Genomic DNA, 21,848 nt, shown 5'->3' with positions numbered 1-21,848 from the left:
TAATTATTTAAAATTTTTGAAAAAAATCACAAATATTCGTTAATGTTAACTAATTCATTTAAAAATGTCTATAAATGGATTATAATTTAAAAAAAGCGTTAAATAATTTTTATTAATCGATTTATCATTATAAAATCTATTAAATAAGTTTTAAATAGGGAAGACTTTATTCAATTATTTGATGAAACTTTACTTTATATCAAATTTATAAATTTAGTAAGTTATCAGTTTAAAAAGTTGAATATTCGTTATATTTGTAAGAGTCTGAAAGAATAATTAGTTAGTGCTTAATTTTTTTTGATAAATATTTTAATTTATACTAATTCTTTTTAGTTATATTATAAAGTCTTAAATGAGATTAAACTGTTTATAATTAAATATTAAGCCGGAAAAGGTAAGTATATTCTTAATGTTTATTAATGTTTTTGTTTAGAGAATTTTCTTTTTTACCTTCTAAAAAGGATTTTTAGTACTTGTGGAATGTAATGAACTTTATTTGTTTAAATTATAGAGTATTAAGTATTAATCTTTTGATTATTATTTTTAACGAATTTATTTGAATTATTATCTCTGTAAGTACTTTTACTATCTAATTTAGAATGTAATAATTCCTGTTAATTGTATATATTCAAATAATTTGTTAATATTCTGTTTTTGGGATAGTCATACTTATTTATAGTTAAATTCTATGAAAATTATGATTATATATTCAAAAAAAAAATTTAAATAAACTTATTAAACAATAAAACTATTGCTAAATTTGATTTATTTTATATTTTACGGTTAAATAAGTTCTTTTATCTTTATTAACCTCAATATTAGCTTAAAAGTCTAAATATCTTTCACTATATTCTGAAATAAATTAAGCTATTAGTTAAAGTATGAATTATGGTAATAAGCAGATAATGGCTATACTTAATAAATATAAAGCTTGATTAAAACGTTTTAAATGCTATAAAAGATTATTATATCTATTGCTTTTTTGATTTAATACGATAAGTTTATATGTACTATTTTTTAACTCTTATTTGTAGGTTAATTGTAGATAAAAAGGTTATAATTGACTTTTTTTATTTACAATTTGGAAGAAAAAGGGGGCGGTATAAATTACGTGAAAAAAATAAGTTTGAATCTATTTACAGCCTTAATATTACTTAATTTAATAATATTATTAAATTTAGGTAATGGATCCTTAAAAATATGACAAAATAATATCACCAGACAATGAGGTGAATTATGGAAAACATTAAAAGAATTTTAATATTAATGAGTTTCTGTATGGTATTAGCCCTATTTATGGGAGTTGTTTCAGCAGCGAGTTTAAATCTCACTGAAACAGAATTAGCTTCAGAAGGAGTTAAAAACTATACGGAAGCCCATGGTAACATACCCGGTTATGTAGAAGTATCTGATAAGAATAGTAGTGCAGCCTCTTTTTTAAAGACGGTTACTAAGACTACAGTGCAGCTTAATTCAGGTTCTACAGCGCCTGTAAATATAAGCAGTGTGAATAGTCCTACTGGTCCTTCAGGATCAGCGACAGGCAACTTGTATAAAGCTGATTATGTTACGGTTGCAAATAATGTGTATAATTATATAAATACAAATGGTCGGGCGCCTAATTATGCGTCCAGTAGTTTAGGAAACATTCGTTATGAATCACTTGTTTACACGTATTCTAAAGTAGTAAATTTCTATCAAGATAATGGATACCTACCAAATTACGTTTCAGTGGTTTATTATACCGGTGTAGATTCCACAGGTGTAATAATAGATAATGTTCCTCCCAGCATAAGCAACAACCTCGCTTCGGGTTCTTATAATACTACCAAAAGTGTGACATTAACAGCTACAGATAGCCATGACCCAAACCCAAAAGTTTATTACAGTACTAACAATGGTTCTACATGGAATAACCAGGCTAACAGCATTACATTGAACCTTAACCAAGGAATAACAACATTAAAGTACTATGCTCGTGATACAGCAGGTAATCAAGGTACAACACAAACTGCAACTTATACTATTGACACAACAGCACCAACAGCAACTGCAAATCTTCCAAGCGGAACTTATAACACCACAAAATCAGTAACTTTAACTGCAACAGATAATCTTGACACAAATCCCCTAATATATTACAGTTTGAATAATGGTTCTACATGGAATAATCAGGCTAACAGTGTTACATTGAGTCTTGGCCAAGGAGTAACGACTTTGAAGTACTATGCTCGTGATACAGCAGGAAATACGGGCCCAATACAAACAGAAACTTACACCATTGACACAACAGCACCAACTATTATAGAGTCAGATCCAGCTAATGGCGAGATTAATGTATCTGAAGATAAAATAATCACGATCACATTCAACAAACCAATACAAGCAGGAAGTCTCTGGATAGAACTTAAAAACAATGCTGGAACAGCAGTACCATTTACTACACTTATTAATGGTAGTGTTTTAACAATAACACCCACCAATTTCCTAACAGCAGATAAATACACCCTTACTTTGCATACAGGCAGTGTCACAGACATGGTAGGCAACCCACTTGCACTTTGCGGAATCAATTTCAACACCACCAGCTTATTTACCATAGACAGCATAACTAACGCAGCAGGAACAGTAAAAAGTTATATAGAAACCCATCACTCCCTTCCAAGTAGTGTTAATATCTCTGGAGTTCAAGTGAGCATGGCACAATTCTTAGAACTTCTAGCTACTGCAACAATAAACATCAACAATAATTCAAATGTAGCTATCCCTATTGGAAGCTACGATACAGCACCATCCCCTTCAGAAACTATTACACGCAGAGAAATAGATAAAACAGAATATTTGGATATTGCAGGTCGTTTAAAGTCATATATGGACACTTACGGTCGGGCACCAAACTATGCCACTCAAACAAGTACAGGAAGCACCATCCGTTATGAATCGTTGGTTTATATGTACTCACAAATCTTGAACTCTTACAACCTAAATGGTGCTTTACCAGACAATGTCACAGTGGAGCCATGGGCAAATGTTTCAAGTTATGTAATAGGCAACACCAGCTATGGTTATGTAGAAAAAGAATTTTACGGAAATCCAAACTCCAACCAGACCATAGTTATTATAATTGGCGTACACCCACAGGAAAATGGAATACACACTGCAATCTACAATGCCATTATAAACAAGTCATCAGATCTCAGTAAAAGATATGTTCTATATTATGTTCATGTAACCCAGGATGCCGATGATTACAGCCAGGGAAGGATGAACGGGCAATTATTAGCTCAAGAATTTATAGTTCCAGATGTGGCAAGCGAAAACCCCATACTGGTCTTAGATTGCCATGAAAATCATGGTGCAGACAGTGGATACACTTATTACAGGTTCTTATATCTGATTTCAAACACTACTACAACTACAAACTATGCCAGTGACATAATCAGTCAGATGCCATTTTTAGTGATTTACAGTCCTCCAAACCCTACAAGTACTCAATATGTCACAGAGCCAATTAAAAATCAAGGAATAACCACAATGATCTACGAAACATACTTCTATGATTCCGTAGATGAAAAAACATCTGATGCAAACGCTATGATAGATGCATTAGATACTTTAGATCAAAATACAACAGAACCTACAACTCCAACTGTAACTGCTAATCCGACTGGAATCTCATTTAACACATCAAAAACCGTCACTTTGACTAATACTGACCCTAACAGTACTGCAACAATCTATTACACCATAGATGGTTCAAATCCACAAACAAGCAGTACCCAAATTGAATACACAACTCCAATAGTACTTAACAATACAACAACTCTCAAATTTTCCGCTGTTGATTCAAATAATAATTGGAGCCTTATCTACAGTGAAACTTACACCCTTGACACAACAGCACCAACCGTTGCATCTGTAGACCCGGCTAATGGTGCAGTGAAAGTACCATCAGACAAAGTGATTAAAGTTACATTCAGTGAACCTATAAAAGCAGGAAGTCTCTGGATAGAACTTAAAAACAATGCTGGAACAGCAATACCATTTACTACATTTATTAGTAGCAGAGTTTTAACAATAACACCTACTACTCTCCTAACAGCAAATAAATACACTCTCACTTTGCATACAGGCAGTGTCACAGACCTGGCAGGCAATTCTTTTGCACTTTGGGGAATCAATTTCAACACTACCAACGCATTTACTATAGACAGCATAACTAACGCAGCAGGAACAGTAAAAAATTATGTAGAAGTCCATCATGCCCTTCCAAGTAGTGTCACTATCTCCGGAACGCAGATAAGCATGCCTAAATTCTTAAAATTAGCTACTGAAGCCTTATTAAACATTGCAGGAACTCTTAATACTTCGCTTATCCCTGGAACTTATGGAAGCGCACCATCACCCTCAGAAACCATGACAAGTGGAATTATTAACTCCACAGAATATAAAGACATTGCAAAACGTGTGAATTCATTTATGAATTCCAATGGACGAGCTCCTAATTATGTTTCAAGTAGTCTAGGAAACATACGCTACGAATCCATAATTTACATATGCTCAGAAATTCTGGATTCATACAACACAAACGATGTACTGCCTTACTCTATTGTAACAGATCCATGGTCTGTTGTTTCAAATGCAAATACTGTGTTTTACAGTATAGATCAAATAGATGATGCGGCAAGTAGAGTGAAATCATTTGTAGAATCTAATCACAGACTTCCAAGCTATGTTACAATATCTAATAATCAGGTGGATATGCCTTCGTTTTTAAGAATGATAGCCACGACATTATTAAACATTGACGCATATTCTAACGCGGCAACTATCTTTAAAAGTTATGATCCTGCTTTAAATCCAGAAGAAACCATTACAAGCAAAAATATGAACATGTCAGAGTATATAGATTTTGCATGCCGTATTAAAACTTTTATGGATGACCCTAATTATAATCGAGCACCTAACTACTTAATAGCCAGTTTTGGAAACATACGCTTTGAATCATTAGTTTACACGTATTCTAAACTCTTAGATTATCACAATTCAACTGGTTATTTACCTCAAAATGTTACAGTTGACCCTTGGTCAGTTATTTCAAACACGAATACTGTATTTTTCACTGCAGATCAGATAAATAGCGCCGCAGGCACTGTAAAGTCATATATAGAAACCAATCATGCACTTCCAAGCAGTGTAACCATTGCTGGAAAACAAGTGACCATGTCTCAATTCCTGCAACTATCAACAGAATCACTGTTAAATATGCAAGGAATTCTTTGTACATCATTCATCCCTAGAAGTTATGAAAGTGCATCTACTCCTTCAGAAAATGTTACAAGTGAAGATATGGAATACGTAGAATATTTAGACATTGCAAAACGTGTTAATTCTTTCATGGATTCCAATAGGCGGGCACCTAATTATGCCACACAAACCAGTACCGGAAGCACTATCCGCTATGAATCACTAGTTTACACATATGCCCAAATATTAAATTCCTACAGCAATACCAACGAAACTTTACCAGATTATATCACAGTAAATCCATGGTCAATCGTTTCTAACTCAAATACAACATTTTTAAGTGTAGATCAAATAAATAACGTATCAGGAGCAGTGAAATCTTACATAGAATCAAACCATGCGCTTCCAAATAGCGTAACAATTGCTGGAAAGCAGATAAGCATGCCTCAGTTCTTAAAACTTGCAACCACAGCACTGTTAAACATGGAAGGATACTTAAATACTTCAATCATTCTTAGAAGTGTTGGAAATGCAACAAACTCCACAGAAGACATAGTAAGTGGAGATATGACATATGATGAATATATGTCCATAGCACAATACACTAAAAGTTATATGGACTCCAACGGAGCAGCACCTAACTACGCATATCAAACCAGTCTCGGAGCTCACATGGGCTTCCAATCCCAGGTCTATATGTATGCGCAAATTTTAAACTTCTACAACACCAATAACGAGACTCTACCGAGTTATCTCACAATAACTCCTTGGATAGCGGTTTCAAATCCAAATGCAATATACAATTACCAGAGCAATAAAATATTTAACAGTGTGCAAGAAGCCATAGATGATAATGATACAGTAAGCGGCAACACTATAGGAATAGGAAAAGCCTTAGTTTCAGAAAATATTGTGGTTAATAAGGGAATTCAAATAATGTCTACACCTATAGTAGAGGTAACTGTTCAAGCTGCAAATCCAAATCTACCAGTCTTCACAATAACTACAGATGGAAGCGGTTCAATCATACAGGACCTTATTATACGAGGATCTACAAATAATGCAGGTATATACATCAACGGATCATATTGCAATATAATCTTAGACAGTATCATATTTAACAATAGTAATGGGATATACATCTGTAACTCTACGGATAATCAGATTTTAGACAGCGATATACTAAACAATACTGCAAACGGTATTCTTATAGATGCAGGTTCAAATAACAATACAATCATTGGTAACAATCTGATTAACAATGGCATAGATGGAATCAGTATCAACAATTCAAATGATAACACAATCTCTAATAACGTAATATCAAACAATAATGTGGATGGAATTCATCTCAGCAATTCATCTGCTCATATTAACTTCAACAGTATTGTCTCAAATAGCAGATATGGACTTTATAAGGTAGGTAATGGAATCGTAGATGCTACAAATAACTGGTGGGGCTCAAATACTCCAGTAGTCTCATCAACCAGCGGAAGTGATATTTACATACTTGGAGGAAACGTTACTTATGACCCATGGCTTGTACTTAACTTAACAAGCTCCTGTGATCGTTCAGATAGAAATGGTACTACCTACAATTACACAATAACAGCAGATTTAACCCACAATAATCATGGAGAAGACACATACAACAATAATAAATCATCTAATGGAAACTCTTCAGATAATACTCTTCCAGATAATATACCAATAAACTTCACAACAACATTTGGAACCATAGACACTACCGTATCAACCAAAAATGGTAAAGCAGTTGCAACACTTAACAGCACAGCAGCAGGCAGCGCCAATATTACTGCAACGTTAGATAACCAGACAATTACAATACCAATAAACATAACAAATGTTACTACACTTGGAGTAACCAATACAAGGACAGGTGAATCATTTGCCACCATACAAGCAGCCATAGACAGCAACAACACTTTAGATGGGGATATTATAACACTAGCAGATGGTACCTACATAGAAAATGTCGTTGTTTACAAAAAAATTACAATAAAACCAGTTTCGGGAGTAAATGTAACAGTTCAGGCAGCAGATCCCACTAGTGGTGTTTTCACCATTGTTGAAAATGGGGCAACCATACAGAATCTTAATGTGGTAGGTGCTGTAGGTTCATACGGTATACTCGGCTATGCTAATAACGTTAACATCACAGGAAACACCATAACAGCTAATAATAATGGAATTGCTCTATTTAACTCAAATGGTGCCATAATATCCGGGAACACTATAATAAATAACATGTATGGAATTATTCTATACAATTCAATTAGCACAATATCAGGAAACAATATAATAAACAACTGGTATGGTAGCAGTTTCTACAATTCAACTAGTGCTGTATCTGGAAATAATATAATGGGTAATTGGTATGGAATTTTCATCAACACCGCAAATAACATCATGCTATCTGGAAATAATATAACAGACAACAATATTGGAATATCTCTTTTCGACTCAACCAGCACTACCATATTAGGAAACAATATAACAAATAATCAAGTAGGAATCAGTTACTACGAGTCAACTAGCACTACAACATCTGGAAACACTATAACAAACAATTCAATTGCAGATATACAACAAATAGACACTACAGGAGTTGTGATACAAGGTAACATTTGGGATTGTGGACCTGCAAGTCTCGCCACTGTCTTAAATAAAATGGGAATCAATGCAACACAGGATGAACTTGCAAATCTAGCAGGGACAGACGAAACTGGAACCAGCATGTATGGTTTGGTACATGCAGCACAATCTAAAGGTCTAAATGCAACAGGTATGATACTATCAGTGGATCAGCTTAAACTTAATTACATAGTGCTTCTAATTACTGCAAATGGACTTCATTACAGTGTTATAAACAGCATTACAAATACTACAGTTTATCTAGCAGATTCCGCATTTGGAAACATCAACATGACAATAGAAGATTTCACAGCAATGTACACAGGATATGCACTAATTATAACCAATAATTCAACTAACAACACATTTAACGGTACAATATTAGCTAATGAACAAATGCAGAAAATTAAAGGCACATTTATCCCAATTCTTATTGCTGCAGGAGCTTTAATAATAGAAACAGCTCCAATATGGGAACCATGGGTTCAAAGAGGTGCAATAGTGGCAATGGGAGCCATATCCGGATACCTAATAGGAAATAGTATCTGGAACAGTCAAAACAATCATCACTCTAGTTCCTCATATAATAACTACTCCCCAATTCATGTGGGAGGTGGTGGTTATAGCTATAGCTATAGTTACTCATATCCACACGGTTACACCACACGAAGCATCCACCCAGTACATATCCCATACACACCACCCACATATACATATAGTCTTTATGTAGCCACTCCTACAGGCTGGGAGTACAAAACATTTACCACTACTTCAAACCCAACTATCTTAAAAGATCAACAGATCTATAAACAGTATCAAATCAAAAGAGACAGTGAACTTGGCAAAATATCAGGACTAACAGAATTCTATCTTGACCAATATAATAAACGTAAAAGTGAAAAATCACTCAGTGATATGCAAAAAGATGAATTATCAAAGAAACCCTATCTTACTTTGAGTGCAATAGGACCAATAATTGGCGGTGATGACGATGATGATGACGATAAATATGATGAAGTAGGTGAAGTTATAAATACTCTTTCAAGGGATGCAGGTAAAAATTTCAGAATTGGAAAATACAAATATCAAACTGGTGATGTTGCCGGAGGTACAGCGCATATGATAGTAGGATGTGCAGAAGTTCAGGTAGCTATTCTACTTATGATAGCGTTTCCCTAATTGAAAAATCATAACTTGTAAATTATACCTAACAATACTCTGTATTTTAACAGATTTTTGACATGTCAAACTTGACATGCCATATTTTTTAAGGAGGTGTTTATAATAGGTTTATTTAACGGATCTGGCCAAAAAAAACTTACTAAAGAAAATTATAAACAATTTAAACAGGATAAATTTCAAGAGATGTTGGAACATTATGATAATATCCTCGAAATAAAACCTGATTATGTTGAAGCGTGGCATGGTAGGGGAGTGGTTTTAGACCAACTGGGAAGGTATCAGGAAGCGATTGAATCTTATGATAAAACATTAGAATTAGAACCGAAAAAAGTTGAAGCATGGTATAATAAAGGTAATGCACTGGAAAGTCTTGGTAAGTATCAGGAAGCAATAGAATCATACAATAAAGCACTAGAAATAGATCCAAATTATGCTTCTCCATTGAATAACAAGGGATACATTTTAACAAAACTTGGTAAGTATCAGGAAGCATTAAAATGTCATGATAAAGCATTGGAAATAGAACCAAAAAATGCAGAAGCATGGAATAATAAAGGAATTGCCCTTGAAAAACTTGGTAAGTATCAGGAAGCATTAGAATGTCATGATAAAGCATTGGAAATAGAGCCAAAAAATGCAAATGCATGGAATAATAAAGGAATTGCCCTTGAAAAACTTGGTAAGTATCAGGAAGCAATAGAATCCTATAATAAAGCATTGGAAATAGAACCAAAAATAGCTGAAATATGGTATAACAAAGGCAATACTTTTGGGGATCTGGGTAAGTTTCAAGAAGCAATAGAATCATATGATAAAGCTTTAGAAATAAATCCTAAAGATGTAGAAGCATGGTATAACAAAGGTAATACTTTTGGAAATCTTGGTAAGTTTCAGAAAGCAATAGAATCATATGATAAAGCTTTAGAAATAGATCCAAATGATTTTGATGCTTGGAACAATAAAGGACATGCTCTTAAAGACAGTGGTAGATATCAAGAAGCAATAAAATCTTATGATAAAGCTTTAGAAATAAATCCGGACTTTGAACCTGCATTGAAAGCTAAAGAAGAAATTTTAAAAGCTAAAAAATAAAAGCTCTAACTTTTTTTTATTTTTTCATAATTTGATCATAGACTCTTTTTCTACAAGTCAACCAGCACTACAACATCTGGAAACACCATAACAAATAATTCAATTGCAGATATACAACAAATAAACACCACAGGAGTTGTGATACAAAGTGACATCTGGGATTGTGGACCTGCAAGTCTCGCTACAGTCCTAAATAACATGGGGATCAGCGCAACACAGGATGAACTTGCAAGTTTGGCAGGTACAGACGAAACTGGAACTAGTTTATATGGCCTAAAGATAGCAGCACAATCCAAAGGAGTAACTGCAATAGGAGCAAGACTAACTATTGATCAACTTTTGACCAACAATATAGTAGTTCTATCCATCAATGGAGTTAATCACTTCGACGTCGTGCAAAATATCACCAATACAACAGTTTACCTATTCGACCCTAACCTTGGAAACATTCAAATGACAAGAGACAAATTCAATGAACTCTATATTGGAATTGCATTGTTAATTAATGAGCAAGCACCAGCAAACGCTACAATATTAACTGACGATGAGATGAGGAATATCAAAGGAAGTTGGCATTGGGAGAAAGTTATTTATCTAAATAATTCTTTTACAGGTTTAAACAGGAATTTTCACTGCAACGGGCATCTATTCAACTGACTTTACCAAGATTGTTAATCCGGATCCTAATCCCACTGGAGCAGGAGAGGGATATGTAAATTGTATAGACTTTTAGTATGGAGTGGATGATTATGAGCAAATGATTTACTCAGTGATAAACATGGATACTTTTCTATAAGAAAAAGAGTAAATAACAGGATACATCTATGTTAAATAAAGTGTTTTATTAGACACTTTATTTAATACTTTTTTATGAATTAAAGAGGCAAAGGAAATGAACAAAAGAAATTTTGTTATTATCATGCTAATGGTATTAGTTGGTGTATTTTTCAATTATTTATCTTCAGGAAATCCTGGATTATTAGTACTTTGTTTGGGCATTATAGGAGTATTGATTTCTATATCTAGGCTCATTAATTATAATCGTGTTATTTATTACGTAATTTTTTTATCCATAATAGTAGTTCAAAGTCTAATATTGATTGATAACTATTTATATAAATTAATATATCTGCAGAACAGTAGAGAATACGCATTTTTTGCTTTTGGAGTTTTAGCATATGTTGTTGTCATTTCATTACTTTTTAAACCCAATATCTTTAAGGAAAATTATTGACTATAAATTATTATTCATGATTGATAATCTGTTTGTGTAATGAAATTTACACCACAGAAGCCGAACTTGCCCAATTAGCAGGTACAGATAAAGATGGAACTACAATGTATGGATTAGTGCATGCAGCGCAAGTTAAGGGCTTAAATGCAACTGGCATGATACTACCCGTGGATCAACTTAAACTGGGTTATATGGTGCTTTTGACTGTAGGTGGGCTTTATCACTTCAGCGTTATAACAAGTATAAACGGTACAACTGGAATTTCTCAAGGTATAGCTTGGGCTATCTGGGAAGCAGTTGATGCAATTGGACCTACAGAATTACCTGAAGATGGTAATAACACAACCAACACTACTAATTGAACTATTAGGTAACAAGAATTATATCAGTTTTCCAATTGGCGGAATTTAAATGCTCCATTTCTATATTTTTAGGAGGTGTTTAAAATAGGATTATTTGACAGTTTTAAGAAGAGTTCACTTATTAAAAAGGGAATTACATTTGAAAATCAGGGTAAATATCAGGAAGCGTTATATTGCTATGATAAAATTATTTCAGAAATAGACGCAAATTATGCTAAAGCATGGTATAATAAAGGAGTGATTTTTGGAAAGCTCGGAAGATCTCAAGATGCTTTGAAATGTTATGAAAAAGCCATTAAATTAGATCCTGAATATTTTAAAGCATGGTATAATAAAGGAAATATTCTACAAGAGTTAGACAAATATGAAGATGCAATTGGGTGTTATGATAAAGTAATGGAATTGAATCCGGAGTTTTTGGGAGCATGGACCAATAAAGGGAATGCTCTTTATAATATTGGTAGGTATGGTGATGCAATTGAGTGTTATGATAAAGTAATAGAATTGGATTCGGAGTTTTTAAGAGCTTGGTATAATAAAGGGAATGCTTTTAGAGAATTGGGTAATTATGTGAAGGCAATTGACTGTTTCAACAGAGCTTTAGAGTTGAATCCAGTATATGCGGATGCTTTGTTTAATAAGGCCATTGTTTTTGAATTATTCGGTAAATATGAAAAAGCAATTGAATGTTTTAACAAAACTTTAGATTTAGAACCAAGTAATGCAAAGGTATGGTTTGCTAAAGGTTTTGTTTTAATGCAGCACGAAGAATATCAGGAAGCGTTGGAATGTTTTGATAAAGCGTTAGAACTAGATCCAAATCACTTTGATGCCTTGTTTAATAAAGGTGATGTTTTAAAGTATCTTGAGAGGTACGATGAAGCAATAGAATGTTTTGATAAATCTCTGGAAATAGATCTAAATGATTCTAAAGTATGGTATAATAAAGGAGTTGTCTTTACACTACTTGAGCAGTATCGGGAAGCTTTAAAAAATTATAATAAAGCTTTGGAGCTAGATCCAAAGTATGCTGAAGTATGGTATAATAAAGGAGTTGTCCTTAAAAGACTTGAACAGTATCAGGAAGCTTTAAAATCTTATGATAAAGCGTTAGAAATAGATCCAAAACTTGTTAGTGCATTGCATAATAAAGGAGTTATTTTTATACAACTTGAACAGTATCAGGAAGCTTTAAAATGTTACAATAACGCGTTAGAAATAGATCTAATGATGTGGAAATATGGTATAACAAAGGCGAGACATTAGTGAAGTTAGGAAGGTATCAAACGGCTTTGGAATGTTTTGATAAAGCTCTGGAGATTGATCCTGAATATGAACTCGCTTTAAAGGCCAAAAAGAAATTTTAGAATATGAAAATGAATAGATTAATTCTCATTAAATTTATTCAACTTGAATATATGAAATTCATCTTCTATATTTAGTTTATTTAAGGAGATGTTTAAAATAGGTTTATTTGATACGAATTCACTTATTAAACTTTAATTTATTTATTTGAAAAGTTCGAATTCATCAGTACTTAATATTTTGCAGGTTAGATCAAGAAAGGGAGATTTCAATTAGTAGGCTTAAAGAGTAATATTAACTTAATTAAATAAAAAATCATATTGGAATTATAAAAAAACATGGAGATATCATTTTGAAGATATTTGGATTTTCTACATCAGTTATAATTGGAATTATATGTGCATGGTTAATTTCAGAAATATCTTTCCACAATTATTTTATCAATATCCTCATTCCTTTACTGGTATCCAGTTTTGTAGCATCTTTTTTAATATCAAAAGATGCTTTTCCACCTAATTTTCTCCTAAAATTTCCTATTATCAAAAAATGGAATGTTGATTCCGCTTCTGAAAGAAGGGGAGCGTCAGGGATGTTTTCAAGTTGTATCTTTATATTTTTAAAAACTACCTTTACTTTTTTGACAAACTTATCCGCATTTGGAAATAATTCCATCTATCTTATTGGACTTTATATATTCTCAGTTTTTGTTTTCATATTTATGGGAATTATGTTTGGAGCTGTTGTTGGTAGTGCAGGTAGTTTTGCTAGGGATTTATTTGAGAAGAAATTAATCAATAAAGGCAAAACATCACCGTAAATCTATCATATTTTAAGGAGGTGTTTACAATAGGTTTATTTGGTAAATCTAAGAAGAATTCGCTTATTAAAAAAGCTCATAAATTATTTTCTCAGGGTAAATATCAAGAAGCTTTAGAATGTTATGATAAAATTATTTCAGAAATCGATTCAAATTATATTAAGTATGGTATAGCAAAGGAGTTGTTTTAGACGAACTTGGAGAACATCAAAAAGCTTTAGAAGCCTATGATAAAACTTTAAAGCTAGATCCGAACTATTTTAATGCATGGTATAATAAAGGATACACATTAGCGAAACTTGAAAAATACAGTGAGGCAATTGAATCTTTTGATAAAGCCCTAAAAATAGATCCGAACTATTTTGATGCATGGTATAATAAAGGATATACACTGGTAAAACTTGAAAAATACAGTGAGGCAATTGAATCTTTTGATAAAGCCCTAAAAATAGAACCAAATGATATTACGGCATGGTATAATAAAGGAAATGCGCTTACAGAACTTGATAAAGATATGGAAGCAGTAGAATGTTATAATAAAGCCCTAACGATAAATCCTAGTTATGTTAAAGCGTTGCATAATAAAGGATATACATTAGCAAAACTTGATAAAAATCATGAAGCAATAGAAAGCTACAGCAAAGCCCTAAAAATAGATTCAAATGATATTGTAGCATTATACAACAAAGGAAATGCCCTTAAAGAGCTTGGAAAATATCAAGAAGCAATAAAATGCTATGATAAAGCCCTAAAAATAGATCCAAAATTTATTTATGCATGGAATAACAAAGGAAGTGCATTTACAAAACTCGAAAAACTTCAAGAAGCAATAGAATGTTTTGATAAGGCTCTAACAATTGATCCAAAACATGAACCATCTTTAAAAGCCAAAAAAGAAATCTTAGAAGCAAAAAAATAATTATCTATTTTTTGATATTTACTAATTTATTTTAATTTTTAAAAGGATAAAATAAATTTTATGTACATGAAAAATGGGATCTATCTTAGCGAAAGAATAAAAAGATTACCCTTTTAAAATCAGTATATTTTAGGATTGAAACGGGAACAACACATTCATGAACACATTACTTTAAAGTGGTTAAAATCAGACTATTTTAGACTTTTTTTGAGGAGGTGTTTATAATAGGCATATTCAATAACTTTAAGAAAAATTCACAGATTAAAAAAGCTTATAATTTAATTAATGAGCATAAGTATCAAGAAGCATTAAAGTGTTACAATGAATCCTTGAAACAGACTTACATTATACTAATGCATGGTATGGTAAAGGAGTAGTCCTACAAAGGCTTGAAAAATATAATGAGGCTTTGGAAGCTTATGATAAAGCGTTAGAGCTGGATCCAAATTATATTGATGTGTGGTACAATAAGGGAGTGCTTTTGGGAGAACTTGGAAAACATCAAAAGGCTTTGGAAGCTTATGATAAAGTGTTAGAGCTGGATCCAAATTATATTGATGTGTGGTACAATAAGGGAGTGCTTTTGGGAGAACTTGGAAAACATCAAAAGGCTTTGGAAGCTTATGATAAAGTGTTAGAGCTGGATCCAAATTATGTTAAAGCGTTACATAACAAAGGAATTGCATATGGGGTTCTTGGAAAAGATCAAGAGGCATTGAACTGCTTTGATAAGGAAGTAATGTTAGATCCAAATAGTATAGGCGCGTGGTATAGTAAAGGGATAGCACTTAAATATCTTAATAGAATCCAAGAAGCCTTAAAATCCTTTGATAAAGCTTTAGAGTTAGATCCAAATTTTGAACTTGCTTTGAATGCTAAAAAAGAGATTTTAGAAGCTAAAAAAGAATAGATTCTAACTTTTTTCTACTCTTTTTGTAATTTGAATAGGATATATTTAAACCAAAATAAAAAAACCTATTTATACAGTGAGTTAAACGAATAAAATTAAGAATAGGCTTAAATAACTTCAATACTTGTATTAATAAAACTATATTTCCAAATTTTAGAGACATATCTAATACTGACATGCCATATTTTTTTAAGGAGGTGTTTATAATAGGCATTTTCGATAATTTTAAGAAAAATTCACAGATTAAAAAAGCTTACAACCTGATTAATAGTGGCAATTATGCGGAAGCATTGAAATGTTACAATGAAATATTAGAAACAGATTTACATTATACTGATGCGTGGTTTGGTAAAGGAGTTGTCTTACAAAGGCTTGAGAAGTATAGTGATGCTTTGGAAGCTTATGATAAAGCTTTAGAATTAGATCCAGATTTTGTTGATGTATGGTGTGGTAAAGGTGTTGTTTTAGGAGAACTTGGAAAATATCAGGAGGCCTTAAAGGCTTATACTAAAGCTTTAGGATTAGATCCTAAATATGTTGAGGCATGGTATAATAAGGGCGTGATTTTAGGAAAACTTGGAAAGTATGAAGAAGAATTAGAAGCCTATGATAACACTTTAAAAAGTGATCCCAGTCATGTTAATGCATTACATAACAAAGGAATTACATATGGAGTCCTAGATAAATATCAAGAAGCATTGAACTGCTTTGATAAGGAATTAAAATTGGAACCACAAAATACAAATGCATGGTATAGTAAAGGAAATGTCCTTACAAAGCTTGAAAAATATAAAGAAGCAATAGAATGCTACGATAAAGCCCTAAAAACAAACTCAGAATTTATTTATGCATGGATTGCCAAAGGAAATGCTCTTTTAAGTCTAAGAAAATATCAAGAGGCAGTAGAAATCTATGATAAGGCCATTGAAATCTATGATTTCATGGCGCCGAAATCAGAGATTTCGAACGCTTTAAAAATAGATCCAAATTATGATGGTGCATGGTTTAACAAAGGATATGCATTAGAAAAACTGGAAAAATATCCAGAAGCGGTGGAATCTTTTGACAAAGTCTTGGAGATAAAACCAGAAAATGTTAATGCATTGTTTCAGAAAGGTCACAGCTTAGCAAATCTCGGAAAATATTCTGAAGCTGTAGAAAGCTATGATAAAGTCTTAAAAATAAACCCAAATGATATGGAAACATTGTATAATAAAGGCAACATTATGATTGAACTTGGTAACTACCAAGAAGCATTAACATCTTTTGATGATGTATTAAAGGTAGATCCAAATGATGTTGAAACGTGGGTTGATAGAGGGCGTGTTTTTGTAAAACTTGAGAAACATCAAGAGGCAATAGAATCTATCAATAACGCTCTAGAAATAAATCCGGAGTTTGAACCTGCATTGAAAGCTAAAGAAGAAATTTTAGAAGCTAAAAAATAGTTTACCAAAAAAACATGGTATGAATGGTTTGTTGAAAAATGTTGGGAATACTTGGCAGCTAAGGAGGGACCCATCGGAACTAATGCAGATCCAAAGCCCGATCCAAAGAGTGGGGCCATGTTGGTCTTTATTTTACAACAGCTGTTACGACAATTGTAAACGGAATAGCGAATAGAGATCACGGTATGATTGCCTCCGGAATAGCTGGTGCAACAGCTGGAGGTGCAGTGATTGTAGGTGGTTTGGTTGATGCATGCTCTGAAACAATAAAGTTCATAGCAGAGGTTAAAAGAAGGGCATTAAAAGGATCATAAAAAAATTTCTGGGAATAATAGTAAAAGTACACAATTTAAATATATTCATAGGCTGTTACTCTAATATCAGCCTAACTTCCCTTTTTTTAAGGAGGTTATCATATTGGAATACTAAATATTTTTAAAACTAAAAATGATGGAAATTCATTTATTAAAAAGGGCAATAAATGCCTAGATCATGGTAAATATGATGAAGCTATTAAATATTTTGATCAAGGTTTAAAAATAAATCCAGAAGATTCTACACTCTGGAATAATAGAGGTGTTGCTTTTGAAAACCTTGGTAAAAAGAATGAAGCTTTTAAATCTTATGATAACGCTTCAAAATTAGATCCAAAACATTTTAGATCACGACAAAATAAAGGTGTGATTCTATATAATTGGGGAGAATATGAAAATGCTTTAAAATGCTTTAATGAAGCTATAAATATAAATTCAAAATATATAGAAGCATTACATGGCAAAGGACTGGTTTTTGGAAAAATTAATAAAAATAAAGAAGCAATTGAATGTTTTGATAAAGCCATATCTATAAATCCCAAGTTTATATATGCATGGTATGACAAAGGACTGGTTTTTGGAAAAATTAATAAAAATAAAGAAGCAATTGAATGTTTCGATAAAGCCATATCTATAAATTCAAGATTTGTAGATGCATGGCAGGGCAAAGGATTGGCATTTATAGGAATTAAAGAACATCAAGAAGCAATAAAATGTTTTGATAAAGCTTTAAAGATAAACCCGAAGAATGCAGAGTCATGGCATCAGAAAGGTTTCAGCTTTAAAGAACTGGGAAAATATGAAGAAGCGATAAAATGTTTTGATAAAGCGTTGGAACTTGATTCAAACAATTTTATGTTATGGTGTAATAAAGGTCACACTCTAGAAAAACTGGGGAAATATCAGGAATCACTGGAACACATTGATAAATCAATCATGTTATATCCAGAAAATATTTATGCATTTTATAAAAAAGGCAATGTTCTTACAAAACTTGGAAGAAATGAAGAAGCAATAGAATCTTTCAATAAAGCTTTAGAAATAAATCGGGGCTTTGAGCCTGCTTTAAATACTCAAAAAGAGATTTTAAAAGCTAAAAAATATAAAATCTAACTTTTTCTATTTTTTAGAAGTTTATTTAAAATTTGTAAAGATATTTTAATTATTTGTATAAAATGAACAATTTTTAAATTTAATATGAATTGTATACAAAAATTTGTAGAAAAGATGGATTAAACAGTGTTCAACAATTGACATTATAAAAGCAATAATTTGTTATTTTGTTTAATTTTAAAATCTATTTTTAGATATTATTTTAGTTGAACTTCGTTATAGTACACTATAACGAAGTCAATGGAATTGAAAAGTGGGGGACGTCAAAATTACACTTTTGACAGTAAATTAAAAACTAAAAACATCATTTAACCCGTTTTTTATGTATCCAATTAAAAATTAACGATGTCCATTATTTCTTGAAAACTGTCTATACAAAAGTCATGGTTAAACTGTTCTAAAAAGCCCCTAGATCTTATTCCCCATGTAACCGAAATGGTAATTATTTCCAATTCTAGACCTGTTTTTATATCTTCTTCAGTATCACCGATAATTATACATTTCTCATCAGGACTATCCATTAAATAGTCTTCAACTAATTTATTCTTAGGACCTTCACCGCAGATTATAGCTTTAAAATAATTTTGCAAGCCTAATTTTGAGAGTTCCCAGTGAAGATTTTCGGTATTATTCCTTAATGTGACCAGAACCAGATCAAATTCTTTATTTAAGCAGGATAAGACCTTTTTTGTTTTGGGAAAAGGTTCATCGTACTGCAGGTATGATTTTTTTTCTATTTTCTGCAGCCATTCCTTTTCAAAACTGTCTATAATCTCATTTGATAAAGATGCAGGTAAAATATCACGTGTTTTTATACCTGCACGTTTCATGTTCCAGAATTTTTCAAGGGAAACTTTTGATTCTGATACTCCTTTATTATTAAGGATATCTTGATATAGTTTGTAATGCCTTGGAGAAGTATCTAACAAGGTTCCGTCTAAATCTAAAAAAATAGTTCCGGGTATTTCAATCACCACTAGATATAGATAACTTTTGCGGTACTAATTTAAATATACAGACTTCTGCGTTTTTTCAGGTCGTTTTCGTATTCACTGATCTTTTTCATATTTGTTAAAACTGGTTCGGTGTCCATTCCTCGAATCCATGCGTAGTCCGGAGGTAAGGGGTTTATTTTTTTCTTTATTTCAGGTAATTCTTCGCCGAAAGCTAATTTTAAATATATATATGGCATGTTAAGCCCTAATTTTGTAAAAAACAGACTTGTGGTGAAAAATCTACCTATATTTATTTCAGTAGGATTCGGCATTCCTTTGCTATCGTAGGTCATATCTACGGACCACACGCCATGAGGCTTAGAATCTACGCTTAAAATAGCTTTTTGGGCTATTTTATCCACTAAATGGTCTGATACTGTAACTCCAGTACCAGTTATACCTGTAACTCCAGATAAGGTTCGGTCATTAAACGCCCAGTTAAGTCTTTTTCTTCCCTGTGCAATGATAAGTTCGCCACTGTCCCATAAAGACATCCATGTAACTGAGGTAGGGCTTAAGTATTCTGCTGCCATAAATTTACCCCACCCATCAAAATAATCGATCCAGCTTTTGGCAAAGTCTACATCTGAAGTGGGTAATGCACCATTACCTGCCGCTCCTTTAATCGATCTAATCCAGATTGTATTCCCTAAATTTTTGAAAGCTTCCTTTAAATCGTCTTCATCTTTGATAATTAATGATTTAGGAACTTCAATTTCAGATTTTTCCCATATCTTCCATGATTTTAATTTATCGATGCAGTTTTCTACAGATTCATGTCGGGGTAAACATGTAATTACATTCATTTTTTTCAGCTTGTTCCTGAATCGAGATATTGCAAGTACTTCGAAGTCATTTTGTACATGGATAAATTCAGGTTCATTTTCGCTTATTATTTCTTCAAGAATTAAATAATAATCTTTTTCCATAGCATTTGGAATTAAATGGCGTTTTTCAACATTTGCCTTGCAGAGATCATAAGGATCGCTGGTCATTCCAATTATAAATACTTTTTCTGATGATTCCCTGATTGATTGGATGAAATTATTGGAAGGAGTTCCGCCAGCTCCTCCTACAATTAAACGTTTCATTTTTTGACCCCTTTTTAGATATAATCTATTATAATCTGATTTGTTATTACTTCGAAGCTAGATAACATAAACATCGCCGTGTAACTTATTTAATTCTTCTCAAGTTCTATTTTTTTAACTAATAACTTTTGATTAATTAACTTTTGATGAATAAATCCTTTATTTAATCTGTTTAATCATTTATGCACATGTCTACAGGATAGTTACAATGTGTTTGTGAATAATTTCAGAATTTTAAGAATTGTGATAAAACACCTAATTGTTATAAAACTAGAAAAAATAGTTAAATGAAAAACTTAATTTAGTGAATCGTTAAAAAGAGGAAATTTCTATTATCTGATCAAAGGCAATTTTATAATTAGATAGTACATGATTAAGTAAATTGGATATTTATGAATGCTAGTTAGATTTTAGCAGGTTAAGAGGAAATTTTTTATCTTACCTCTCTAATTAAAGGCAATTTTATAATTTGATTAAATAAATTAAATATTTAGAAAATTTAACATATTTTAATAAGTTAAAAGGATAATTTCACTTTCACCTTACGTCTTCAATTAAAATTATTTTACCCTTTTCAAACTGAAAAACAGATTTGCCTTCTAGTTTAACGAGTTCGCCTGATTTAACGCCGCCTTCTGGAAAATCCATGGCGATAACTCCTTTAAAATTAATCTTATTTTTTACTGTATTGCCTTCAATCACCTGTTCAATAATTTTCAACTCTCTTTTTTCAAATAAGCTCAATGATTGTTCGGCCTGTTTCTTTAAGGTGTCAATACCTTTAAGCTGGACATTTACTTCTCCATTTGTGGTGTTTTTAAGTTCAACATCTTCATGGACATTTCTAAGCATCCCTGTAACGTCGAATTCGTTATATGCTTTAATGTATTCATCGATGATCTGTTTCATTCGTTTTTCTTTCATGATATGCCTCTTGGTTACTGATTTAATTTAAATTACTTTTTAAACAATTTATACCTTTTATTTTATTGCATATGTTATACAATGTGTACCATTCACTTTAGCAATAATAGTTCCCTGTTCATTTTGAAGAATTTATCTTCTAAATCATCCGAATTTAAACTGCAAATCAGTTTTAAATTATTGTCTTTTAAAAAGGAATCTAATTTTCCTCGGCCCCGAACATGAAATGTTCGAGGGCAC

14 protein-coding genes and 1 pseudogene are annotated in these 21,848 nt (G+C 32.1%); 12 read left to right on the top strand and 3 right to left on the bottom strand.

The window, feature by feature from the left end:
- The first annotated feature begins 1,236 nt into the window (after positions 1 to 1,236).
- The 12 genes and pseudogenes from AAGU07_RS12620 to AAGU07_RS12565 all read left to right on the top strand — a co-directional run bounded on the left by AAGU07_RS12620 (position 1,237) and on the right by AAGU07_RS12565 (position 18,598).
- On the top strand, positions 1,237 to 9,081 hold the full coding sequence (locus AAGU07_RS12620) for a pseudomurein-binding repeat-containing protein (RefSeq protein ID WP_342459464.1): 7,845 nt from the start codon (positions 1,237 to 1,239) through the stop codon (positions 9,079 to 9,081).
- Positions 9,082 to 9,177: 96 nt separating this feature from the next.
- Complete coding sequence (locus AAGU07_RS12615; RefSeq protein WP_342459463.1) at positions 9,178 to 10,176, top strand: tetratricopeptide repeat protein; 999 nt, start codon at positions 9,178 to 9,180, stop codon at positions 10,174 to 10,176.
- Positions 10,177 to 10,314: 138 nt separating this feature from the next.
- A complete protein-coding gene (locus AAGU07_RS12610) occupies positions 10,315 to 10,833 on the top strand; it encodes a cysteine peptidase family C39 domain-containing protein (RefSeq protein WP_342459462.1) in 519 nt (172 codons plus the stop codon).
- Positions 10,834 to 11,442: 609 nt separating this feature from the next.
- Positions 11,443 to 11,772 (top strand): cysteine peptidase family C39 domain-containing protein, encoded by a 330-nt coding sequence (locus AAGU07_RS12605; protein WP_342459461.1) that lies wholly within the window; start codon positions 11,443 to 11,445, stop codon positions 11,770 to 11,772.
- A gap of 75 nt (positions 11,773 to 11,847) precedes the next feature.
- Positions 11,848 to 13,038 carry a tetratricopeptide repeat protein gene (locus AAGU07_RS12600; protein WP_342459460.1) on the top strand — a complete coding sequence of 397 codons (1,191 nt, stop codon included), beginning with the start codon at positions 11,848 to 11,850 and terminating at the stop codon, positions 13,036 to 13,038.
- On the top strand, positions 13,038 to 13,139 hold the full coding sequence (locus AAGU07_RS12595; protein ID WP_342459459.1) for a tetratricopeptide repeat protein: 102 nt from the start codon (positions 13,038 to 13,040) through the stop codon (positions 13,137 to 13,139). Before AAGU07_RS12600 ends, AAGU07_RS12595 begins: the two co-directional genes overlap by 1 nt.
- A gap of 290 nt (positions 13,140 to 13,429) precedes the next feature.
- The gene (locus AAGU07_RS12590; protein ID WP_342459458.1) at positions 13,430 to 13,894 is read left to right on the top strand and encodes a hypothetical protein; all 465 of its coding nucleotides are present in this window, start codon (positions 13,430 to 13,432) and stop codon (positions 13,892 to 13,894) included.
- A gap of 175 nt (positions 13,895 to 14,069) precedes the next feature.
- Positions 14,070 to 14,813, top strand: a pseudogene (locus tag AAGU07_RS12585) (tetratricopeptide repeat protein); the annotation flags it as partial.
- Positions 14,814 to 15,138: 325 nt separating this feature from the next.
- Positions 15,139 to 15,723: a tetratricopeptide repeat protein gene (locus AAGU07_RS12580; protein WP_342459848.1), complete on the top strand. Its 585-nt coding sequence runs from the start codon at positions 15,139 to 15,141 to the stop codon at positions 15,721 to 15,723.
- A 176-nt stretch (positions 15,724 to 15,899) separates the two neighbouring features.
- Positions 15,900 to 17,171, top strand: coding sequence for a tetratricopeptide repeat protein (locus AAGU07_RS12575; protein WP_342459457.1), 1,272 nt, complete (start codon positions 15,900 to 15,902; stop codon positions 17,169 to 17,171).
- Positions 17,172 to 17,356: 185 nt separating this feature from the next.
- Positions 17,357 to 17,485, top strand: a complete 129-nt coding sequence (locus AAGU07_RS12570; RefSeq protein WP_342459456.1) for a hypothetical protein — start codon at positions 17,357 to 17,359, stop codon at positions 17,483 to 17,485.
- 102 nt (positions 17,486 to 17,587) lie between these two features.
- On the top strand, positions 17,588 to 18,598 hold the full coding sequence (locus AAGU07_RS12565) for a tetratricopeptide repeat protein (protein ID WP_342459847.1): 1,011 nt from the start codon (positions 17,588 to 17,590) through the stop codon (positions 18,596 to 18,598).
- A gap of 332 nt (positions 18,599 to 18,930) precedes the next feature.
- Here the strand turns inward: AAGU07_RS12565 and AAGU07_RS12560 are convergent, their stop codons facing one another.
- The 3 genes from AAGU07_RS12560 to AAGU07_RS12550 form a co-directional block, all read right to left on the bottom strand.
- Positions 18,931 to 19,575: an HAD family hydrolase gene (locus tag AAGU07_RS12560; protein WP_342459455.1), complete on the bottom strand. Its 645-nt coding sequence runs from the start codon at positions 19,573 to 19,575 to the stop codon at positions 18,931 to 18,933.
- Positions 19,576 to 19,604: 29 nt separating this feature from the next.
- On the bottom strand, positions 19,605 to 20,684 hold the full coding sequence (locus AAGU07_RS12555; RefSeq protein WP_342459454.1) for a hypothetical protein: 1,080 nt from the start codon (positions 20,682 to 20,684) through the stop codon (positions 19,605 to 19,607).
- A 537-nt stretch (positions 20,685 to 21,221) separates the two neighbouring features.
- Positions 21,222 to 21,608, bottom strand: coding sequence for a nuclear transport factor 2 family protein (locus AAGU07_RS12550; protein WP_342459453.1), 387 nt, complete (start codon positions 21,606 to 21,608; stop codon positions 21,222 to 21,224).
- Between the last annotated feature and the right edge of the window lie 240 nt (positions 21,609 to 21,848).

The sequence above is a fragment of the Methanobacterium sp. genome, from assembly GCF_038562635.1.
Taxonomy (GTDB): domain Archaea; phylum Methanobacteriota; class Methanobacteria; order Methanobacteriales; family Methanobacteriaceae; genus Methanobacterium_D.
This window is presented reverse-complemented; position numbering and strand designations above follow the sequence as displayed.